The sequence below is a fragment of the Idiomarina seosinensis genome (assembly GCF_003987275.1).
In the GTDB taxonomy this organism is placed as follows: domain Bacteria; phylum Pseudomonadota; class Gammaproteobacteria; order Enterobacterales; family Alteromonadaceae; genus Idiomarina; species Idiomarina seosinensis.
In genome coordinates this window covers 479,179-498,123 of record NZ_PIQF01000001.1, presented here as the reverse complement: position 1 = coordinate 498,123, position 18,945 = coordinate 479,179, and the positions used below count along the sequence as shown (strand labels likewise).

Below are 18,945 nucleotides of genomic sequence, written 5' to 3'. Positions count from 1 at the left end.
CTTACTCTTCCTCTGTTCAGTCGCTTATAAGCCGCTTTTTAAACTAGCTTCTAAAAATGGATCTAGTGCACCATCTAGCACCGCTTGGGTATTGCGGTTTTCTACTCCGGTACGTAGGTCTTTAATTCTTGCATCATCAAGCACGTAGGATCGAATCTGACTGCCCCAGCCGATATCTGACTTGCTGTCTTCCAGTGCTTGCTTATCTTCATTCTGTTTTTGCAGCTCCATTTCAAACAATTTAGCTTTTAACTGCTTCATTGCTGAGTCACGGTTTTTATGCTGCGATCGGTCGCTCTGACATTGCACCACAATACCCGAAGGCTCGTGAGTAATACGAACGGCCGAGTCCGTCCGGTTAACGTGCTGACCACCCGCGCCAGAAGCTCGGTAGGTATCCACTCGCAAATCAGCCGGATTAATATCAATTTCTATATCGTCATCTACCTCAGGGTAGACAAATACCGAGGCAAACGATGTATGTCGGCGGTTGCCCGAATCAAATGGCGATTTTCGGACCAAACGATGTACGCCGGTCTCAGTGCGCAACCAACCGTAGGCATATTCGCCACCAATACGCACTGTGGCAGATTTAAGCCCCGCTACCTCGCCTTCGGATAACTCGGTAATTTCAACATTAAACCCATGCGCATCGGCCCAGCGCAAGTACATACGCAACAGCATATTCGCCCAGTCCTGAGCTTCGGTGCCACCAGACCCCGACTGAATATCTAAATAACAATCGGCGGTATCATTTTCACGCGAGAACATACGACGAAATTCCAACCGCTCTAACTGTGTAAGCAGTTGCGATAATTCCTGCTCAGCTTCGTTAAAGGTCTGTTCATCTTCTGCTTCGACCGCCAGGTCGACCAGTCCTTCAACATCATCCAAGCCTTGATATAGGTTGTCTAATGTTTCAATAATCTGCTCTAATGACGCACGTTCTTTTCCTAAAGCCTGTGCTTTTGGAGGATCGTCCCAAATCTCGGGCTGTTCGAGCTCACGAGTTACCTCTTCTAAACGCTCTTTCTTAGTAGAGTAGTCAAAGATACCCCCTAAGCGCCTCTGAGCGCTCGCGCATATCTTTTATCGCGTTGTAGGTTGCGTTCGTTTCAAACATGCATCACCTGTCAAGCTATTCGCTAAAATTCGAAGCGCATAGTCTACCGTAAAGCGCGGATTTGCTCCACCAACAACTGGATGTTTGTGCGACCGCGGAAGTGATTTAATTGCGGCTTGTATAGCAGTTCAACCTGCAGCACCTGATTGTTCGGCCATTGGTTAGTATCAACATTAAAAGCAATAGCGTCGAAGACACCACCACTTGGGCTTTTAACGACTAACTTTAAGTGATTACTACCGACAATTCGTTGTGATACCAAGCTAAACACACCATCAAATTGCGGCTCCGGAAATTTTTGTCCCCATGGACCCGCCTGCTGCAGTTGTCCAACCATGCTCAAGCTTAGCTGGTCGTCGGCAAGCTCTCCGTCTGACCAGTAAACGGCTTCTTTTTGCTCATCGGTCAGCCACTCACCAGCGACTTGCTGCGCTAGCTCCGTAAACTCCGCTAAATGTTGCTGTTGCAGAGTGAGCCCGGCGGCCATTGCATGACCACCAAAACGTTCTATTAGACCTGGCTTAATCGTGTCGATGCGTTCTAACAAATCACGAATATGCAGCCCGCTGACAGAGCGTGCTGAACCTTTTAGTGTGCGCTCGTCCTCTTGTGCAAAAACAATCACCGGTCGGTTAACGGTATCTTTCACCCGACCAGCAACAATACCAATAACCCCGGCATGCCAATCCGCTTGATAGAGACTCACCAGATCCGGCAACTGCCCTTGGTTATCAAGCTGCAACTGAGACATTATCTGCTCCGCATGCGCTCGCATTTCACTCTCTATAGAACGGCGTTCACGGTTCAATTGATCAAGCTCACCAGCCAGTTGCTCAGCTCTTTCTCCATCAGCTAATAAACATTCGATCCCCAGACTAATATCATCGAGCCTTCCGGCAGCATTTATTCTGGGAGCTAAGGCGAAGCCAAGATCAGTGGCTTGTAATTGTTGGCGGTCGCGTCCAGCGACCTCAAGCAGTGCCGCGATTCCAGGCCGACAATGACCGCTTCTAATGCGGGCCAACCCTTGCTGCACCATTATTCGATTATTGTAGTCCAGCGGCACTACATCAGCGACAGTACCTAACGCCACCAGGTCCAGCCAGTTAGCCAGGCTCGGCAGGTTCGATTCGCCCTGGTCTCTTAACGCCGCACGCAATGCCAGTACCAAATAGAAAGCAACACCAACACCTGCGAGGTTTTTACTTGGAAACTGACACCCCGGTTGATTCGGGTTAACGATTGCGTCGGCGTCCGGCAGCTGTTCCGGTGCCAGGTGATGATCGGTGACGATAACATCTAACCCCAACTGTTTCGCCCGTGTTACCGCCTCGTTAGCCGCAATACCATTGTCCACCGTTACAATTAATTGGGTGCCACGTGCGGCTAATTGGTTCACCATAGCCACCGACAAGCCGTAGCCTTCGGTCATTCGGTTTGGAACTCGGTAATCAACTTGAGCAAAGCCTAATTCAGCCAGAGCCGTAACCAATAATGCGGTACTGGTAGCTCCGTCTGCATCAAAATCTCCGCAAATAGTAATGCGTTGCTGTTCTGTTCTTGCGCTAAGCAACAACTGCACAGCACTATCAATACCGAGCAGGCTGTTAAAGTGGGTCAGCCCCCGGGCCGATAAATCGAGTTCTGCCGCCGAAGCGACTCCACGGTGGGCATAAATCCGACGCAGTATCGGCGGTAGGTTATCCGGCAGCATACTCTCATCCGCGGCCGGATAGCGGCGTATAGTAAAATCCGCCATAAAGCTTATTTGTTCATTTCAGCAAGCAAGGCATCAGCCGTACGCAGTCCTGGTAACAAACGCCCGTCAGGTAACACCATTGCCGGTGTTCCGGTTACGCCAAATGCCTGCCCCATACGATAATGATTTTCTACCGGGTTATTACAGCTTGGACTATCAACAAAGTCACCATCTTTAACCGCTGTTAGCGCATCTGCGGGATCATCAGCGCACCATACTGATTGTAGCTGCTTGCCGCCCTTACTGTTAATCCCACCACGGGGAAACGCCAGGTAACGAACGGTAATACCTTTATCGAGGTATTGCCCCAAATTTTCATGAAGTCGCTGACAGTAGCCGCAAGTCGTATCGGTAAATACCGTAATTTCATATTTTTCCTTCGATGACGGATACACTATCATTTCGTCTTCGACCTGTTTTAATTGCTCACGTCGCACGTCCGCCATAGCTTGCTCGGTAAGATTGGTCGGTTCACGGCTGGTTACATCAAACATGTTCCCTGCTATCAAGCGGGTGCCATCCTCAGACACGTAAAAAATCCCTTGGTTAGAGGTAATTTGATAAAGCCCGTCAATCGAGGTTTCTTCAAGGGTGTCCACAACAATACCCAGTGCTTCCAGCTTTGAAGTGTCTACCTCTTGCGCTATCGCTGCGTTTGTAACACCCAGGCCTGCACTCATGCTTGCCACATATAATAAACTACTGATCAAACTGCTTCTCATAATTACCTCTTTTAACCACGCGGATGATGCTCTGTATGCAGCGACTGCAACCGTTCCCGCGCTACTTGCGTATATATTTGTGTGGTTGATAAGTCACTATGACCTAACAACATTTGCAGAACTCTTAAATCGGCCCCATGATTTAATAAATGTGTCGCAAATGCATGGCGCAATGTATGGGGTGACAAATGCGCTCTAATGCCTGCCTGTTGTGCATAGTGTTTAATACGATACCAAAACGCCTGCCGGGTCAATAAAGTACCGCGTTGGGTAATAAAAATCCATGGACTCTGCTTACTCGAGAGTAACGGCCGGCCATTTTTAAGGTATTGCTGCACCCAGTCAAGAGCTTCCTGCCCTAGGGGTACCAACCGCTCTTTATCGCCCTTACCAACAATGCGCACCAGACCCTGCGACACGGAAACCTGATCATATTGCAAACGGATAAGCTCGGTAACCCTTAAGCCACTAGCGTAGATAACTTCTAGCATCGTGCGGTCGCGCAAACCAAGTTCAGTATCTGTGTCGGGGGCCTCCAATAATGCTTCCACATCCTGCTCACTTAACGAGTGCGGAATACTTTGCGGGAGTTTTGGTCGCTTAAGCCGCGCAGTGGGGTCTACCGCCAGCCAGCCTTGCTTAACTGCAAACTGACTAAATTTTTTCATTGCGCTTAAAAAACGTGAGGTACTGCGTGGTGACAATCCTTGCGCTCGCCGCCACAGCAAGTAGTCTTGTAGATGAGTTGCTGTTGTCTCCAGTAGTCGTAATTTCTGACCACTCAGATAATCACAGTAACGACGCAGATCGCTGCGGTAAGAAGCCTGGGTATTGGAACTGACCCCTTGATGTAGCCATAAGTGCTCGACAAACGCATCTATATGTTCGTCGTCCTCAGGGTGGACTTGCGTCATAAATTATCTGTGCTTCGCTGCCGCTTATTAATCGATAGCTTAAGCTTACATGAGCTGTTGCTTTGGTTCTATCCCAAGCTGCTGCAAAACATCATAAAGTCGCGCAGGGTCATGACGCTGTTTAGGCAACTCTTGTGGTTGCTTTTGTCGCTTCCGCCGTTGCAACGTTTGCCAGTCAAGATTGGCGATAAGCTCAAGTGGCAACCGCTGGGGATCGCTGTTGGCGATTAACGGTTGTGGATGTAGCGCATCGTGCAGTTTAAAATCGCTTAATTGAGAACTGCTTTGGTAAACACCAGCGCTTAATGCAAAAGCTTCGTTGTAGCCCAGTGGCCTTGCTTTAGCCGCTCCAATCGTGCGCTGCCAATTGGTTTCTGTTGACGTAGGTTCTACTACCGGTTGCTCACCCATGGCCGCTAACCACAAAGCAAACTCTCCGCCGTGTCCCTGACCTAGGGCATCACCAGCCTGCTGATCAAAAAACTGATACGCTGATACTGAACTGCTTGAAGAAACTTCTGCCATGTCTCACGCCAATAACCCCAACCTATTCCGGTTATCGGCATGACACAAAAAACATTAACTTTTTCTGCTTTGCCCTTTACAGCATCAGTCAGACTGCTATTATACGCGCCTCTTATGGAGGGGTTCCCGAGTGGCCAAAGGGATCAGACTGTAAATCTGACGGCTCAGCCTTCGCAGGTTCGAATCCTGCTCCCTCCACCACTTTTTCTAATACTGCTGGCTCTCCAGTTCAGCAATTTTCAGTACCACCTTACCCTGACTTCGGTCATCGCGCAGATAGTCTAATGCCTTATTTACCTGACGCGCATCAAACTCTTTATCAATTACAGGTGTTACTCGTCCGGCACTAAAAGCTGCACCAAACTGACGCCACATCGCTGTTAAAATATCGCCTTTACGGGCCGCTGATAAAGCGCGCAGAGTTGAACCAATAATGCGTTGTCGTTTTACCAATAACCGACCAAAATCAACTGTTCCCTGACGAGCACCCATTAGACCAATGATAATGATGCGACCGTCATCGTTCAGAATCTGCTGGTCACGGGCCACCGAATCACCAGCCACCGGGTTTAACACCACGTCTACTTTCCCCAGCCCTGTTAAGGTTTCCACGTAGTCTTGCTGATGCCGGTTGAACGCCTGTGTCGCTCCTAGTTGCTCGCACAAACGGCACTTATCATCACTGCCTACCGCAACATAAATGGGATTTCCCTGCTCTTTACACAGCTGAATCAATGATGTGCCAACACCGCTGGCACCCGCGTGCGCAAACACGCGGTCTGCCGAACTAAGTTGGCCCAACTGGAATACGTTTAAATAAGCTGTCGCAAATGTCTCAAGCCAGCCGGCAGCTTGTCGCAACTGCCAACCTGCGGGTACGGGTAATACCTGTTGCGCACTAACAGTAACAGACTCGGCATAACCGCCAGCTGCTAACAATGCAGCCACTTTTTGTCCTACGTGCAGGTTACTAACTTGCTCTCCGACTGCAGTAATAACACCACTACATTCCAGGCCTGGTATCTCTGAGGCCCCCTCAGGTGGAGGGTAAGCACCCGCGACTTGCATCACGTCAGCACGGTTTACTCCAGCATAACCAATACGGATAGTGACTTGCCCGGGGCCTGGCTGCTGATCTTCCTGCTGGGCAGAGACCCATTGAATCTTGCCCTGTTCAATCTTCGCTGCTTGCATAACCAATCCTGTTGTTCGCTAAATTTTTGCCGATAACAACTAATACGGTAGTTTAGCTTAGCATGATGCAGTAAGCTGTTAATCTTGAAAGAAACTTTTTGCACGAGCACCGACAATCAAAGGATGGCGTAACTACGACAATGAGTGACTCCGTTGAACTTACCGATAAACGTGTCTTGATTATAGAAGACCAAAAAGCATTCCAAGTGATGCTAAAAGGGCTGTTAATCAATTTGGGTGCGAAGGAGGTGGAGGCTAAACGAACCGGCGAAGCCGGTATTGCTGCTTACATTCGCAAACCTTTTGACATCATGTTGGTTGACTATAACCTTGGCCGCGGTAAAAATGGCCGGCAAGTTCTGGAAGAGTTAAAGCATCGCGGCGTACTCAAAGAAGATACTATTTTCTTTATAATAACTGGCGATAATACCCGGCCAATGGTGCTCAGTGCGCTGGAACTGCAACCCGACGATTATTTGACCAAACCATTTTCACACCGGGTGCTGCGCTCGCGCCTCGCCCGTGCATACAAACGCCGGATGTGGCTAAAAGATGTCTTCAAAGAGCTCTATCAAAACAATGACGAGCAATGTATTAACGCCTGTCAGCGGCACATCAACGCACAAAGCCGTTATTCCAGCTACTGTCAAAAACTGCAAATTGAGCTGTTTAATAAGACCCATCAATTAGACAACGCAGAAGCCGCTATAAAACAGGTTTTACAACAAGGTGCCCAACCGTGGGTACAAATGAAACTGGCCGAGACCCGGCTACTTCAAAAACGCCCGTCCGAGGCTCTGGAAATTGTTGAAAACGTATTAAAGAAGATGCCCAATGCTATCGAAGCGCAAGACTTAAAAACTCAGTGTTACTTGTTGTTAGAGCAATTGCAGGACGCCTTTGAAAGCGCTCGCAGCTCAATCGCGATGGCGCCATTTTCAATTGAACGACAAACACAGTTGGCCAATATTGCACGCGACAATGGTGATTTCGAAATCGCCAAACAAGCAATGAATAACGTACTGCAAATAGCCCGTACATCGGTGTTCCGAAACGTTCAGCATCTCTGCAATTATTTACGCGCCATTCTTGATGCAGCAGAACATGCAGACTCCCGACAAAAAATATCGAAATATCAAACCGAAGCGACTATGGAGTTGCAACGTGCGCGGTATGATGAAAATGTGGTCTACTCCGAACTGCCGTTTGAGACTATTGAATCAGTACTAGTGTCACGCATTGATGCGTATAATGGCCGACTGCGGGAAGCGCAACAGTCAATTAACCGCGCCGTGGGCGAAGAACTTGCCTCGGAAAAGCCAATCCCAACCGAATTACTGGCCGATGTCATTGTGGTGCTATTAGATCTGGGTGAATTCGAAAAAGCCAACGAACTGGCCGGAGATGCAGAAAACGCCGAAAAACTGGATAGCTATACGCAAAAGCTGCTTAGCGAGCGGCGCGAACTGGCCAAGAAAACAGAATCAGCGTTTCGTGATGTCCACCAACAAGGTATTCATTTATATGAGCAACACCGATACAAAGAGGCTCTGCAGACGTTTAGAGAAGCTCAACATCTGGCGCCACTGAATAGCGGCGCCGCATTAAACTTTATTCAAACGGCTATTAGCTATTGCCAAAATACTGGCAAGGTGGAACTCGAGCTGCTTCGCAAAGAATGCGCCAGTTGCTTCAAGACGCTGGAAGGACTGCCATTGTCAGACAGCCACCAGCGTCGCTACGATTACTTATTCGAACAAACCGCCTCACTTGGCCTACGTTAACTTTTGATTGGCTGCCAGGGTGCCCGCCTGATAGTCGCGGATTGCTTGCTCAATTTCTGTCGAGTTATTCATTACAAAGGGGCCGTACTGAGCAATTGGCTCTTCAATCGGATCGGCGGCCAGAATAATTAAACCTGCGCTATCGCTGCTCTCCAGCGATAATGCCACCCCAGCTGCCAAATGCACCAACTCGCCTTGCGCGACAGATTCGCCATTAATAGTTGCCGAGCCCTGATAACAATAAGCCACCCTTTGGGTCTGCGTGCCTGCTGCAACCGAGACCTCATCGCCAGCTTGTAGCTTGCAGTCCAACATCAGGAAATCTCTTCCTTTGGCGTTCACCGGCCCGCTTTGCTGCTGGTAATCGCCGGCAATAACACGCACCAAGCTGTTGCCCTGAGAAACTTCTGGTATGGTCGTGCTCGGGTAATCGTGCCACTCAGGCTCTGATAACTTTTCTTCTGCGGGTAAGTTAACCCACAGCTGAAAGCCCCACATCAGTCCCTGTTCCTGTTTCGGCATTTCCGCGTGAATAATCCCTTTGGCCGCCTTCATCCACTGCACGCCGCCTGCATCAACCAGCCCGGTATTGCCAACGGAGTCTTTGTGTTCCATTTGCCCAGCCAACATATAGGTAAGCGTGCAAAAACCACGATGAGGATGCGGTGGAAAGCCTGCGATATAATCGTCTGGATCATCGGAACGAAACTCGTCCAGCATTAAAAATGGATCCAGATGTTTTAGTCCAGGCTGGTTAATAACACGGGTTAATTTAACGCCAGCACCATCTTGCGCCGGAATTCCCCGGAAGCGTCCTTGAACGATGTTTTGCATTACAACCTCCTCCTACTCTACTGGCTGCAAAAAGTCGATATCGGGACCGACAGGCACAATTTGCGTCGGGTTAATTGTTTTGTGGCTACCATAATAATGAGTTTTGATATGGTCCATGACCACCGTTTCGGCAACTCCCGGATGCTGATACAAGCGACGTACGTAGCGCCACATATTCGGATAATCAACAATCCGCTGTTGATTCGTCTTAAAGTGACCATAGTAGACCGCGTCAAATCGAACTAACGTGGTAAACAGACGCCAATCCGCTTCAGTTAGACGCTCACCGGCCAAAAAGGGCTGCTGCTCTAATATTTTTTCAACCCGATTCAACGCTGAAAATAACGCCTCAAACGCCTCTTCGTAGGCATCCTGCTGGGTCGCAAAGCCACATTTATAAACGCCATTGTTGATGTCGTTGTAAACCCAGTCGTTGACTTCATCAATGTGTTGCTGCAAGTCATCAGGGTAGTAGTCGTCGTCGTTACCGGTTAGCTCGTTAAATGCCGAATTAAAAATTCGGATAATATCGGCCGACTCGTTATTAACGATGGTGCCCTGCTTTTTGTCCCATAACACCGGCACTGTGACGCGACCGGAGTAGTTTTTATCGGCTTGCAGGTAAAGTTGATACATAAAGTCATTCTGATACAGCGGATCGTTAAGCGGCGCATCACCAAATTCCCAGCCATTTTCTAACATCAGGGGATGTACCACAGACACATCGATGTGTTCTTCAAGAGACTTTAGCTTTCGGAAAATAAGTGCTCTATGAGCCCATGGGCAGGCATATGAAACATAGAGGTGATAGCGCCCTGATTCCGGTGGAAAGTCACCGTCAGCGGTTATCTGGTTACGGAATTGCGACTCGCTACGAACAAAACGACCGCCGTGTTTTTCTGTGTCGTACCACTTATCGTGCCACTCACCGTCAACTAATAAACCCATAAAACCTCCTCATTTAGACCTATTAAAGCATAAGCCTAATTAAGGAAAATAAAGAGCGAAGATTTTTTGGTTTTTCGTCCTATTTTTCCGAACTTACTAAAGACAGTACAGCGGCAGCTCCACGCTCGCTCGCATCAACTTTTAGTTGTTGGTGGAGTGCTCGAAAACGCTCTAACAACGGTTTGTTATCTTCGTCGATCAAACGCTGCAGTTGCTGCTGTAACTGGTTTGCATTGGCTTCATCCTGGGCCAACTCAGGAACTATTTTGTCACCAGCGAGTAAATTGGGTAAGGAAAAAAATGGTGCTTTAAACAATCGCTTAATCAACTGATAACTCAACCAGTTAAACTTATAGGCTACTACCATCGGCCGACTTATCAGCATTGCTTCTAAAGCAACGGTACCGGAGGTTAACAACAAATAGTCTGAGGCAGCCATAGTCTGCCGACTCTGCCCGACTTTGACGGTAATATCTAATTCTGGACAACAACGTTGTTGAATGGCGATAAATTGATCGGCGCGAGCTTGACTGACCATAGGCGCTACAATCGATAAATTATTGTTATCGTGTTGCAATTGAGCGGCAACATGCAAAAATAACGGTGCCATACGTTCAATTTCACCAGCTCGACTGCCCGGCAACAGCCCCAAATACATTTTGTCAGTAGCCAAATTAAGTTCGTTCCGCGCGGCCGTTTTAGACCACTCCCCCGAAATTTCGTCGGCCAGCGGATGGCCAACGAACGTAGCATCCAGATGGTGTTTGTCATAAAACTGTTTTTCGAACGGTAACAGGCAAAGCATGTGATCGACCGCTTTTTTTATGCCTTTGATGCGACCCTCGCGCCAGGCCCAAACCGACGGACTAACATAATGAACTGTCTTAATTCCAGCTTTCCGCAGTCGTTTTTCTACGGTTAGATTAAAGTCCGGCGCATCAATTCCGACCATAACATCAGGTTGTTGCTGTTTTAGGTAAGCGACAAGCTGACGACGATGTTTTAATAACTTAGGTAGATGCTTAACCACTTCGGCGATGCCCATAATGGCTAAGTCGTCCATTGGAAAAAAGGACGCCAGCCCCTGTTCTTGCATCAATGGGCCACCGACGCCAATAAACTGCACATCACCCTGGTATTGTTGCTTAATGGATCTCATTAGCCCAGCGCCGAGTAAATCGCCGGAATGCTCTCCAGCGACTATCGCAACTGTCAAACTCTTCGAACTGTTCATGGATATGCTGTATTTGCTTAGGGGCGGATAATACCGCGTTGACTGTTCTGTACAAATTGACAGAAGTCATCAAGGACGGGCTCTTGCAACGCGTTAATTTTTTCCAGCGACTCTTCAATGGTTAAACTTGAACGGTACAGTATTTTATAAGCGCGGCGAATATTCTGTATCTGCTCTGGTTCAAAGCCCCGGCGTTTAAGCCCCTCGGCGTTAATTGTGCGAGGTTTTGCGTTATGACCCTGAGCCATTACAAACGGAGGAATATCTTGCACCACAATGGAATTTACCGCGGTAAAACTGTGTGAGCCTATGTGACAAAATTGGTGCACTCCGGTCATGCCACCTAAAATAACCTGGTCTCCAACATGCACATGACCCGCTAGAGTCACTTGATTGGCTAGAATATTGTCGTTACCAATAACGCAGTCATGCGCAACATGCACATACGCCATCAACAGATTGTTATCGCCCAACTGAGTTAGGCTTTGATCCTGGACCGTACCACGGTGAATAGTTACCGACTCACGAATAACGTTATTATTGCCAATAACAAGGCGAGTAGGCTCCCCCGCGTACTTCTTGTCCTGACAGTCTTCACCCACCGAAGCAAACTGATAAATAACGTTATTATCACCAATTACTGTGGGGCCTTTAATCACTACATGCGAGCGGATATCACAGTTATCACCAATGACCACGTCCGGACCAATAATGGTCCAGGGACCCACACTGACATTATTACCAATGGTTGCACTGGGGTCGACTATTGCAGACTCGTGAATCACTAAACTTCCCTTCTTGCGCAAATAATATCGGCAGTAGCTGCAACTTCACCTTCTACTTCGGCAGTGCCAGTAAACTTCCAGATACCGCGTCGCTCTTTTTCAAAGCGAACATGGAAGTGAATGGTATCACCGGGAACCACTTGCCGTTTAAAACGCGCTTTATCAATACCGGCAAATAAGTATAAGTCGTTGGCAGCAGATTTTTGCTGAGTAATTTTAAACCCTAGCAACCCGGCCGCCTGGGCCAGTCCCTCTAGCAACAAAACACCAGGGAAAATGGGCTTACCCGGGAAATGGCCATTAAACATCGGCTCATTAAAGCTGACATTTTTAATCGCGTGGATAGACTCTTTCGAGTCGCACTCTATGACGCGATCAATTAATAAAAATGGGTAACGGTGCGGCAACAAGTCCAATACACCTTGAATATCGAATCCAGAATCCGTGGCTTTCACAATAACTCCAAGTTACTCTTTATCGTCTGCTTGCTTTTCTAGCGACTTAACACGCTTAAACAAATCATCTAATTGGCGGAAACGAGCGCCATTTTTTCGCCATTCGCGGTGGCTCGCGGCTGGTATGCCGGACGCATAAATACCTGGCTCCGTGATCTCTTTTATGACCATCGCAAAGCCCATAATCTGTACGTCATCACAAATACTAATATGTCCATTGATGGCTGACGCACCACCTATCATACAACGTTTGCCAATGCGGCAACTGCCAGCCAGCACTGTACAACCGGCAATTGCGGTGTCTTCATCAATAAACACATTATGTGCAATTTGGCACTGATTATCGATAATACAACCCGCACTGATGACTGTATCGTCCAAAGCTCCACGATCAACGGTGGTACTGGCACCAATTTCAACTTGGTCACCGATAATAACGGTACCAATTTGCGGTATCTTTAGCCACTTCCCGTCTTCTGGTGCCCAGCCAAAACCATCGGCTCCAATAACGGCTCCCGAGTGAATAGTGCAACGAGACCCGATTTGGCACCGATGATAAATATGTACCCCTGACCAAACTCGTGTGTCCGAGCCAATCACAGCTTCAGGACCAATATGGCTATGCGCACCGACACTGACATTGTCGCCAATAACGGCACCCGCTTCGATAACCACATAATCGCCTAAGCTAACGTTTTTCCCCAGCGTCGCTTGCTCGGACACTTTGGCCGTAGAGGCTATTCCCGTTGCCGGGGCTGGGGTGGTATCTAACAGCTGTGCCACTTTGGCAAACGCCGCATAGGGGTTAGTAATAACAATCGAATTAGCAACGTCGTTTTCATTAGCATCTTTTGGTGATAACAAAAAAGCACCCGCGTTACTGCTAGCTAACTGATTGGTATAGCGGCTGTTTGCCAAAAAAGCAATTTGCTTAGGTTGTGCTGATTGTAACGTGCCAACCCCATTAATAATGAGGTTCGCGTCACCGCGAACCTCACCACCAACATGATCGGCTAACTGCTGTAACGAATACTCAGCCATTCATTAGTTTCCTGATGACATTTCAGCAACAACTTCGTCAGAAAGGTCATTATTTGCTTTCATAAAGACCACTGAATTGCTCTCTAAGACAAGATCGTAGCCTTCTTCTTCAGCAACCACATCAATTGCCTGGCTAACTTTACCCATTAGCTGGTTGCGCTCTTCTTGCTGACGACGACGAGTGTCTTCCTGCAGTGCTTTATTTTTTAACTGAGCTTCTGACATCAGTTGTTCTAATTCACGTTTCAGTTGGGTCTTTTCCGCTTCAGACATGATCGATGCATCACGCTCTTGTTTCTGGCGTAACTCTTGAACTTTTTGTTCCATTTGGCGCAATTCGTCAAAACGTTCCTGAAACTCGCTCTGTAATTGCTGAGAGATCTGTTCACGCTGTGGAATTTGCTGAAAAACAGACATCATATCAACCACGCCGATTTTTTGTTGTGCCTGAGCTGCACCAGCGAATAAAGTTGTCGAAAGTGCAATCGCTGTTGCCGTTGTTTTTAATAAAGTTTTCAAAGTTAACTCCTGTTAATTCTAAATTTCTGTAACTGTCTGCTAAGTAAGTTTATCAGAAAGTTGTACCAATATTGAACGAGAACACCTGGGTCTCATCACCTTCAACTTCTTTTAACGCACGCCCTAATGAGAACGTCAATGGACCCATTGGTGAAATCCATTGCACCGATACCCCAGCCGAGGCTCGGAATTCGCCGGGATCACTATAATCTGATAACGGTTGGCTATTACCAACGACTTCCAGGTTTTTATAACGATCGTAATCGAATTCAGTATCCCACACCGTGCCAACATCGACAAACACGCTGGTTCTTATACTGTTTCTCATTCCTTCATCAACAAACGGTGTTGGTACGATCAGCTCGATTCCGCCTACCATTTTGGCATTACCGCCTACGGCGTACTGACTCACTTGTACTCGTTCAGCACCCTGTCCTTCTGGATACCCACTAGGTAAGCCGGATGGATTCGGTGGGCCACCAATTTGACCGGCAGAGCTATAGATTGCACGGGGACCTACGGTGTTAGCTTCAAAACCGCGTAAATCACCTTGACCACCAACCCGGAATGACTCCCAAAACGGCATTAGATAATCATTGCCGTTATCATCTTCCCCATAGCCGTTACCGTAGCCTATATTAAAGCGAGTCAAAACAGACCATTGCTCATCATCCGTTAGCGGCAAATAGTATTTAAAATCATAGTTTGCACGAAAATACTGAATATCGCTAAACGGTGCCGATAACTCAATGGACGCGCGTTGTGAGGAGCCCGATGTCGGGAACCTACCACGGTTTAAAGTGACTCGCCGCCAGCCTGCATTAAACTCGTATATATCGAAACCAACACCTTCATCAGGGTTGTCTCGGTTTAAGAAGGCTGAGTAGAATTTTCTTATCTGTTCATAGCCATCGACGTTGCTTACTTCTTGTTTTTTATAACCGATACCAAAGTTAAAGCTATTAATTTCGTCGACAGGGAATCCAATACTTGATGATGCCCCATAGGTTTTCTGATTATAGCGGATCAAGTTCTCAGCGCGGCCAGCATCAAACTCAGTCAAATACACTTGTCCGGATAAGCTAACACCATTGATGGTGAAGTAAGGGTCAGTATACGACAGACTAAAGTTCTTATTAAAACGGCTGGATGAGACATTAATACCGGCACGGTTACCTGTGCCTAAGAAGTTATCCTGCTGCACGCCTGCGTTTAACTGCAGTCCAGAATAGTCGCCATAACCAATACCGGCATTGAAAGAGCCTGACGGTTGTTCTTTGACTTTATAGGTAATATCAACCTGGTCTTCCTGACCATTAACTTTTTCTGTTGACGTTTCTACCGTCTCAAAAAAGCCAAGCCGCTCAAGTCGCACTTTACCTTGTTCTATTTTACTATCCGATAGCCACGCACCTTCTAACTGGCGCATTTCCCGGCGCAATACGCGATCCTGAGTAAGGCTGTTCCCTTCAAAACTAATCCGTCTAACGTAAACCCGTTTACCCGGTTCTATCGAGAAAGTTAATTTAACGGTTTTGTCGTCATCATTACGCTCTGGTATTGCCCGAACCTCTGGATAGGCATAACCATAGCGACCATAAAAACGTCCTAGCGCCTCTTCAATATAGGTAACCTGAGCGGCGTTATAGAGCGTACCTTCTTTAATGGTCGCAATTTGCTTAACAATATCCCCATGACCTTTTAGGTCGCCGATGACATCAGTACCGCTGACACGATATTTTTCGCCTTCGTCGACATTAACAGTAATATAAATGCCTTCTCGGTCCGGGGTCATGGATACTTGCACAGAGTCAATTGAAAACTGCAAGTAGCCGCGATCGCGATAAAACGACTCCAATGTTTCCAAATCACCACTTAGCTGCTCTTTTTGATACTTCTTCTTGCTGATGAAGTTCCACCAAGGCAGTGAATCACGCAGCTCGAAAGTATCCAGCAAGAGTTCGTCCGGGTAGGCTTTATTACCAACAATATTGATTTGCGCAATTTCGGCCGCTTCACCTTCGTCGAAGTTCATCTGCAGTTCTACCCGGTTACGGGGAAGCTCGATCACTTCAACTTCAACCTTAGCGTTGTACTTACCAACACTGTGGAAGAAATCCTCGAGGCCTTTCTCAATGCCTGAGATGGTTGTGCGATCTAACGGCTCACCGGCGACAATATTGTTGTCTTGCAAGCTGGTTTCCAACTGCTCGTCCTTAATATCGTTATTACCTTCGAAGGTAATATCAGCAATAGTTGGCCGCTCACTAACCTGAAAAATAAGCGTATTGTCTTTTCTTTGTGCCTCGATGTAATCAAAGTGTGTCGATGAATACAGCGATTTTATAGCGCTACGTATTTGTAGTTCGCTAATGTCATCACCCACTCGAACGGGGATGTACGTTAACGCTGCCCCCAAGGCAACACGCTGTAGACCTCTGACTTCAATATTGTCGACAACAAAATCGTCCTGGGCATACGCCGGTGATACCGCCGCCGCCACCATGGCACTTACTAACAGCTTTTTAAACGTCATTATCAATAGCTACTTATTGTTGATTCTAAATCAGAATGCATACCGCATGATGTCATTACTGATGGCAATGACCATTAACGCGAACACTAAAGCCGCGCCAACTCGATAGCAAACATCTTGCACTTTTTCTGAAACCGGCTTGCCACGCACCCACTCCAGCGTAAAGAACGCCAAGTGACCGCCATCAAGCACTGGCAATGGCAACAGATTTATTATCCCTAAATTGACACTGAGTAGCGCTAAGAAACTAAGAAAGTAAACAAAGCCGTTACCCGCGCTAACACCGGCACCTTCCGCAATACTCAGTGGTCCGGCTAAATTTTTAACCGACACGTCCCCGGTTAATAACTTACCTATCATCTGTACACTGACAACCATCAAGTTCCAGGTTTGCTGCGTACCTTTTATAAAGCCGCCGACAATACCATATTGATGGTTAAATACATAACCCTCAGGCAGTGGTTCGGTCTTCGGCACCACGCCAAGATAACCTATGACACCAGAAGCACTTTCCCGTTCCCCGGGGATCACGGAAATTTGTTGCGCCTGGCCATTTCGTTCTACGCTCAGCTCTAACAACTTGCCGGGTGACTGCCTGATTTGTTCGGTCAGTTGTTGCCAACTATCAATCGGCTCACCGTTCGCGGCATTGATTTTATCACCCGTTTTTAAGCCGGCCTGCGACGCTGGCGAATCGTCCATTACCTCTGCTAACTCGGTATATACATCAGGCTGATATACTTTAATGCCTAAGCTTTCGAAGGTCGATTGCTTTTCTGGATCAAACTGCCAGTCGCTAACGTCGAGCTGCTTTTGTTGCAACTGTCCACTCGAAGACTTAACGGTTATCGTCACTTGGTCATTGCCAATTGCCGACATTAAGCCTAACTGCACCTGTTGCCAGTCATACGCATCAACCCGGCCCACTTCAATAATTTCGCTGCCGCGCTGAAGGTCAGCCTGAGCAGCTATCGAGCCTGGCTGAACACCGCCAATAATAGGTTTTACCGTTGGTACGCCAATACCAAACATCAGCCACAACACCACCACAGCTAACACAAAGTTAGCAAGTGGCCCCGCCGCTACAATTGCAAACCTTTTATAAACTGACTGCGCATTAAATGACACCGATTTTTGTTCGGGCGGAACATCATCAACGCGTTCATCCAACATTCGCACATAACCACCAAGCGGAATAATACCCACCTGATATTGCGTTCCGTCTTTAGCAACACGGGACCAGATTGGCTTTCCAAAGCCAACTGAGTAAGTCAGTACTTTTACGCCACAACGCCGTGCCACCCAAAAGTGACCAAACTCGTGAAATGCAACTAAAATCCCCAGAGTGACTGCGAATGACGCCACATACCCTATTAAATCAAACATTCGCCACCGTCCTTACTACCTGCGCCGCTAACTGCCGCGCGTTATTGTCCAGCTCCATCAATTCATTGATTGACGACACCGGTTGTGTTGCGCTGCGCTGTAACACCTGGTCACAGACTTCGGCGATTTGGGTAAAGCCTATTTGTTGATTAAGAAAAGCAGCAACAGCAACTTCGTTGGCCGCATTCAGGCTGGTGGTTGCACTCTGTCCTTCCCAACAACAATCTATTGCTAACTGCAAGCACGGATAACGCTTAGCATCCGGTTGCGAAAAGTTCAGTTCGCTCACTTTCGAAAAATCTAACGGTTCAACACCGCTGCTTAACCGTTGCGGAAAACCTAAGGTGTGCGCAATGGGGGTGCGCATATCAGGCTGACCCATCTGTGCTAATACCGAACCATCCGTATATTGCACCATCGAATGAATAACACTTTGAGGGTGTATCACTATTTTTAGCTGCTCAGGAGAACAATTAAACAGCCAGCGCGCTTCGATGTACTCTAAGCCTTTGTTCAGCATCGTCGCCGAATCGACCGATATCTTACGCCCCATCGACCAGTTCGGGTGGTTACAGGCGGCTTCGGGGGTTTGCCGCGCTAACTGCTCTACCGGAAGTTCTCTGAATGGTCCTCCAGAGCCGGTCAGCAAAATATTATTAACACCATGTTCAGCCAGCTGCATGGAGCCAACTTGTTGTTGTGCACTTTCCGGTAAACACTGGAAGATCGCATTGTGCTCGCTATCAACAGGTAAAATTTGAGCGCCACTGTTACGCGCATGCTCAATAAATAGCTGGCCACTGACAACCAATGCTTCTTTATTCGCCAGCAGTACTGTTTTCCCCGCATCAACGGCCGCCAGCGTTGGCGCTAAACCAGCAGCTCCGACAATCGCAGCCATCACCAGCTCAACCTCGCTCGCTGAACTCACCTGCGACAACGCTTCAGGGCCGTATAAAATCTCTATGGTCTGGCCTTGTAACAGGGCTTGTAACTGCTTGGCAGCTTCTGCACTGCCTACTACCGCCACTTGCGGTTTAAATTCCAGGCACAATTGCGCCAACGGTTCAACTTGTGACATTGCCGTTAAAGCAAACACCTGAAAACGTTGCGGGTGCTGCCGAATAACATCCAGCGTATTCTGACCAATGGAGCCAGTTGCCCCTAATACCGTTATACTGCGCAT

At 47.8% G+C, this 18,945-nt stretch carries 17 protein-coding genes and 1 tRNA gene; 2 read left to right on the top strand and 16 right to left on the bottom strand.

What is annotated here, in order from left to right; all coding sequences use genetic code 11:
* Positions 1-24: 24 nt before the first annotated feature.
* The 5 genes from prfB to CWI81_RS02345 all read right to left on the bottom strand — a co-directional run bounded on the left by prfB (position 25) and on the right by CWI81_RS02345 (position 5,043).
* A protein-coding gene (gene prfB / locus CWI81_RS02365) for a peptide chain release factor 2 (protein WP_126783625.1) occupies positions 25-1,123 on the bottom strand; the annotation gives its coding sequence in 2 pieces (ribosomal slippage) (positions 25-1,047 and positions 1,049-1,123; 1,098 coding nt in all).
* A 43-nt stretch (positions 1,124-1,166) separates the two neighbouring features.
* Complete coding sequence (recJ, locus tag CWI81_RS02360; RefSeq protein WP_126783624.1) at positions 1,167-2,882, bottom strand: single-stranded-DNA-specific exonuclease RecJ; 1,716 nt, start codon at positions 2,880-2,882, stop codon at positions 1,167-1,169.
* Positions 2,883-2,887: 5 nt separating this feature from the next.
* Entirely contained in the window at positions 2,888-3,604 is a 717-nt protein-coding gene (gene dsbC / locus CWI81_RS02355; protein ID WP_126783623.1) for a bifunctional protein-disulfide isomerase/oxidoreductase DsbC, read from the bottom strand.
* 11 nt (positions 3,605-3,615) lie between these two features.
* Positions 3,616-4,518 (bottom strand): site-specific tyrosine recombinase XerD, encoded by a 903-nt coding sequence (gene xerD, locus CWI81_RS02350; RefSeq protein ID WP_126783622.1) that lies wholly within the window; start codon positions 4,516-4,518, stop codon positions 3,616-3,618.
* A gap of 45 nt (positions 4,519-4,563) precedes the next feature.
* The gene (locus tag CWI81_RS02345) at positions 4,564-5,043 is read right to left on the bottom strand and encodes a VC2046/SO_2500 family protein (protein ID WP_126783621.1); all 480 of its coding nucleotides are present in this window, start codon (positions 5,041-5,043) and stop codon (positions 4,564-4,566) included.
* 116 nt (positions 5,044-5,159) lie between these two features.
* Here CWI81_RS02345 and CWI81_RS02340 point away from each other — a divergent pair.
* Positions 5,160-5,244: transfer RNA gene (locus CWI81_RS02340), tRNA-Tyr, on the top strand.
* Positions 5,245-5,250: 6 nt separating this feature from the next.
* Here the strand turns inward: CWI81_RS02340 and CWI81_RS02335 are convergent.
* Positions 5,251-6,237, bottom strand: a complete 987-nt coding sequence (locus CWI81_RS02335) for an NAD(P)H-quinone oxidoreductase (RefSeq protein ID WP_126783620.1) — start codon at positions 6,235-6,237, stop codon at positions 5,251-5,253.
* 140 nt (positions 6,238-6,377) lie between these two features.
* On the opposite strand from CWI81_RS02335, the gene CWI81_RS02330 reads away from it, so the two are divergent.
* Positions 6,378-8,021 (top strand): tetratricopeptide repeat-containing response regulator, encoded by a 1,644-nt coding sequence (locus CWI81_RS02330; RefSeq protein WP_126783619.1) that lies wholly within the window; start codon positions 6,378-6,380, stop codon positions 8,019-8,021.
* Here the strand turns inward: CWI81_RS02330 and CWI81_RS02325 are convergent.
* The 10 genes from CWI81_RS02325 to ispC form a co-directional block, all read right to left on the bottom strand.
* The gene (locus CWI81_RS02325) at positions 8,013-8,855 is read right to left on the bottom strand and encodes a pirin family protein (RefSeq protein ID WP_126783618.1); all 843 of its coding nucleotides are present in this window, start codon (positions 8,853-8,855) and stop codon (positions 8,013-8,015) included. The genes CWI81_RS02330 and CWI81_RS02325 overlap by 9 nt on opposite strands.
* 12 nt (positions 8,856-8,867) lie before the next feature.
* Complete coding sequence (locus tag CWI81_RS02320; protein WP_126783617.1) at positions 8,868-9,803, bottom strand: glutathione S-transferase family protein; 936 nt, start codon at positions 9,801-9,803, stop codon at positions 8,868-8,870.
* Between the two features lie 79 nt (positions 9,804-9,882).
* On the bottom strand, positions 9,883-11,037 hold the full coding sequence (gene lpxB, locus CWI81_RS02315) for a lipid-A-disaccharide synthase (protein ID WP_126783616.1): 1,155 nt from the start codon (positions 11,035-11,037) through the stop codon (positions 9,883-9,885).
* 17 nt (positions 11,038-11,054) lie between these two features.
* Entirely contained in the window at positions 11,055-11,822 is a 768-nt protein-coding gene (gene lpxA / locus CWI81_RS02310; RefSeq protein WP_126783615.1) for an acyl-ACP--UDP-N-acetylglucosamine O-acyltransferase, read from the bottom strand.
* Positions 11,822-12,277, bottom strand: a complete 456-nt coding sequence (fabZ, locus tag CWI81_RS02305) for a 3-hydroxyacyl-ACP dehydratase FabZ (RefSeq protein WP_126783614.1) — start codon at positions 12,275-12,277, stop codon at positions 11,822-11,824. Before fabZ ends, lpxA begins: the two co-directional genes overlap by 1 nt.
* A 12-nt stretch (positions 12,278-12,289) precedes the next feature.
* The gene (gene lpxD / locus CWI81_RS02300) at positions 12,290-13,318 is read right to left on the bottom strand and encodes a UDP-3-O-(3-hydroxymyristoyl)glucosamine N-acyltransferase (protein WP_126783613.1); all 1,029 of its coding nucleotides are present in this window, start codon (positions 13,316-13,318) and stop codon (positions 12,290-12,292) included.
* Positions 13,319-13,321: 3 nt separating this feature from the next.
* On the bottom strand, positions 13,322-13,837 hold the full coding sequence (locus CWI81_RS02295; RefSeq protein ID WP_126783612.1) for an OmpH/Skp family outer membrane protein: 516 nt from the start codon (positions 13,835-13,837) through the stop codon (positions 13,322-13,324).
* 52 nt (positions 13,838-13,889) lie between these two features.
* Positions 13,890-16,373, bottom strand: a complete 2,484-nt coding sequence (bamA, locus tag CWI81_RS02290) for an outer membrane protein assembly factor BamA (protein ID WP_126783611.1) — start codon at positions 16,371-16,373, stop codon at positions 13,890-13,892.
* A gap of 30 nt (positions 16,374-16,403) precedes the next feature.
* Positions 16,404-17,759 (bottom strand): sigma E protease regulator RseP, encoded by a 1,356-nt coding sequence (gene rseP, locus CWI81_RS02285; protein ID WP_126783610.1) that lies wholly within the window; start codon positions 17,757-17,759, stop codon positions 16,404-16,406.
* Positions 17,752-18,945 carry a 1-deoxy-D-xylulose-5-phosphate reductoisomerase gene (gene ispC / locus CWI81_RS02280; RefSeq protein ID WP_126783609.1) on the bottom strand — a complete coding sequence of 398 codons (1,194 nt, stop codon included), beginning with the start codon at positions 18,943-18,945 and terminating at the stop codon, positions 17,752-17,754. Before ispC ends, rseP begins: the two co-directional genes overlap by 8 nt.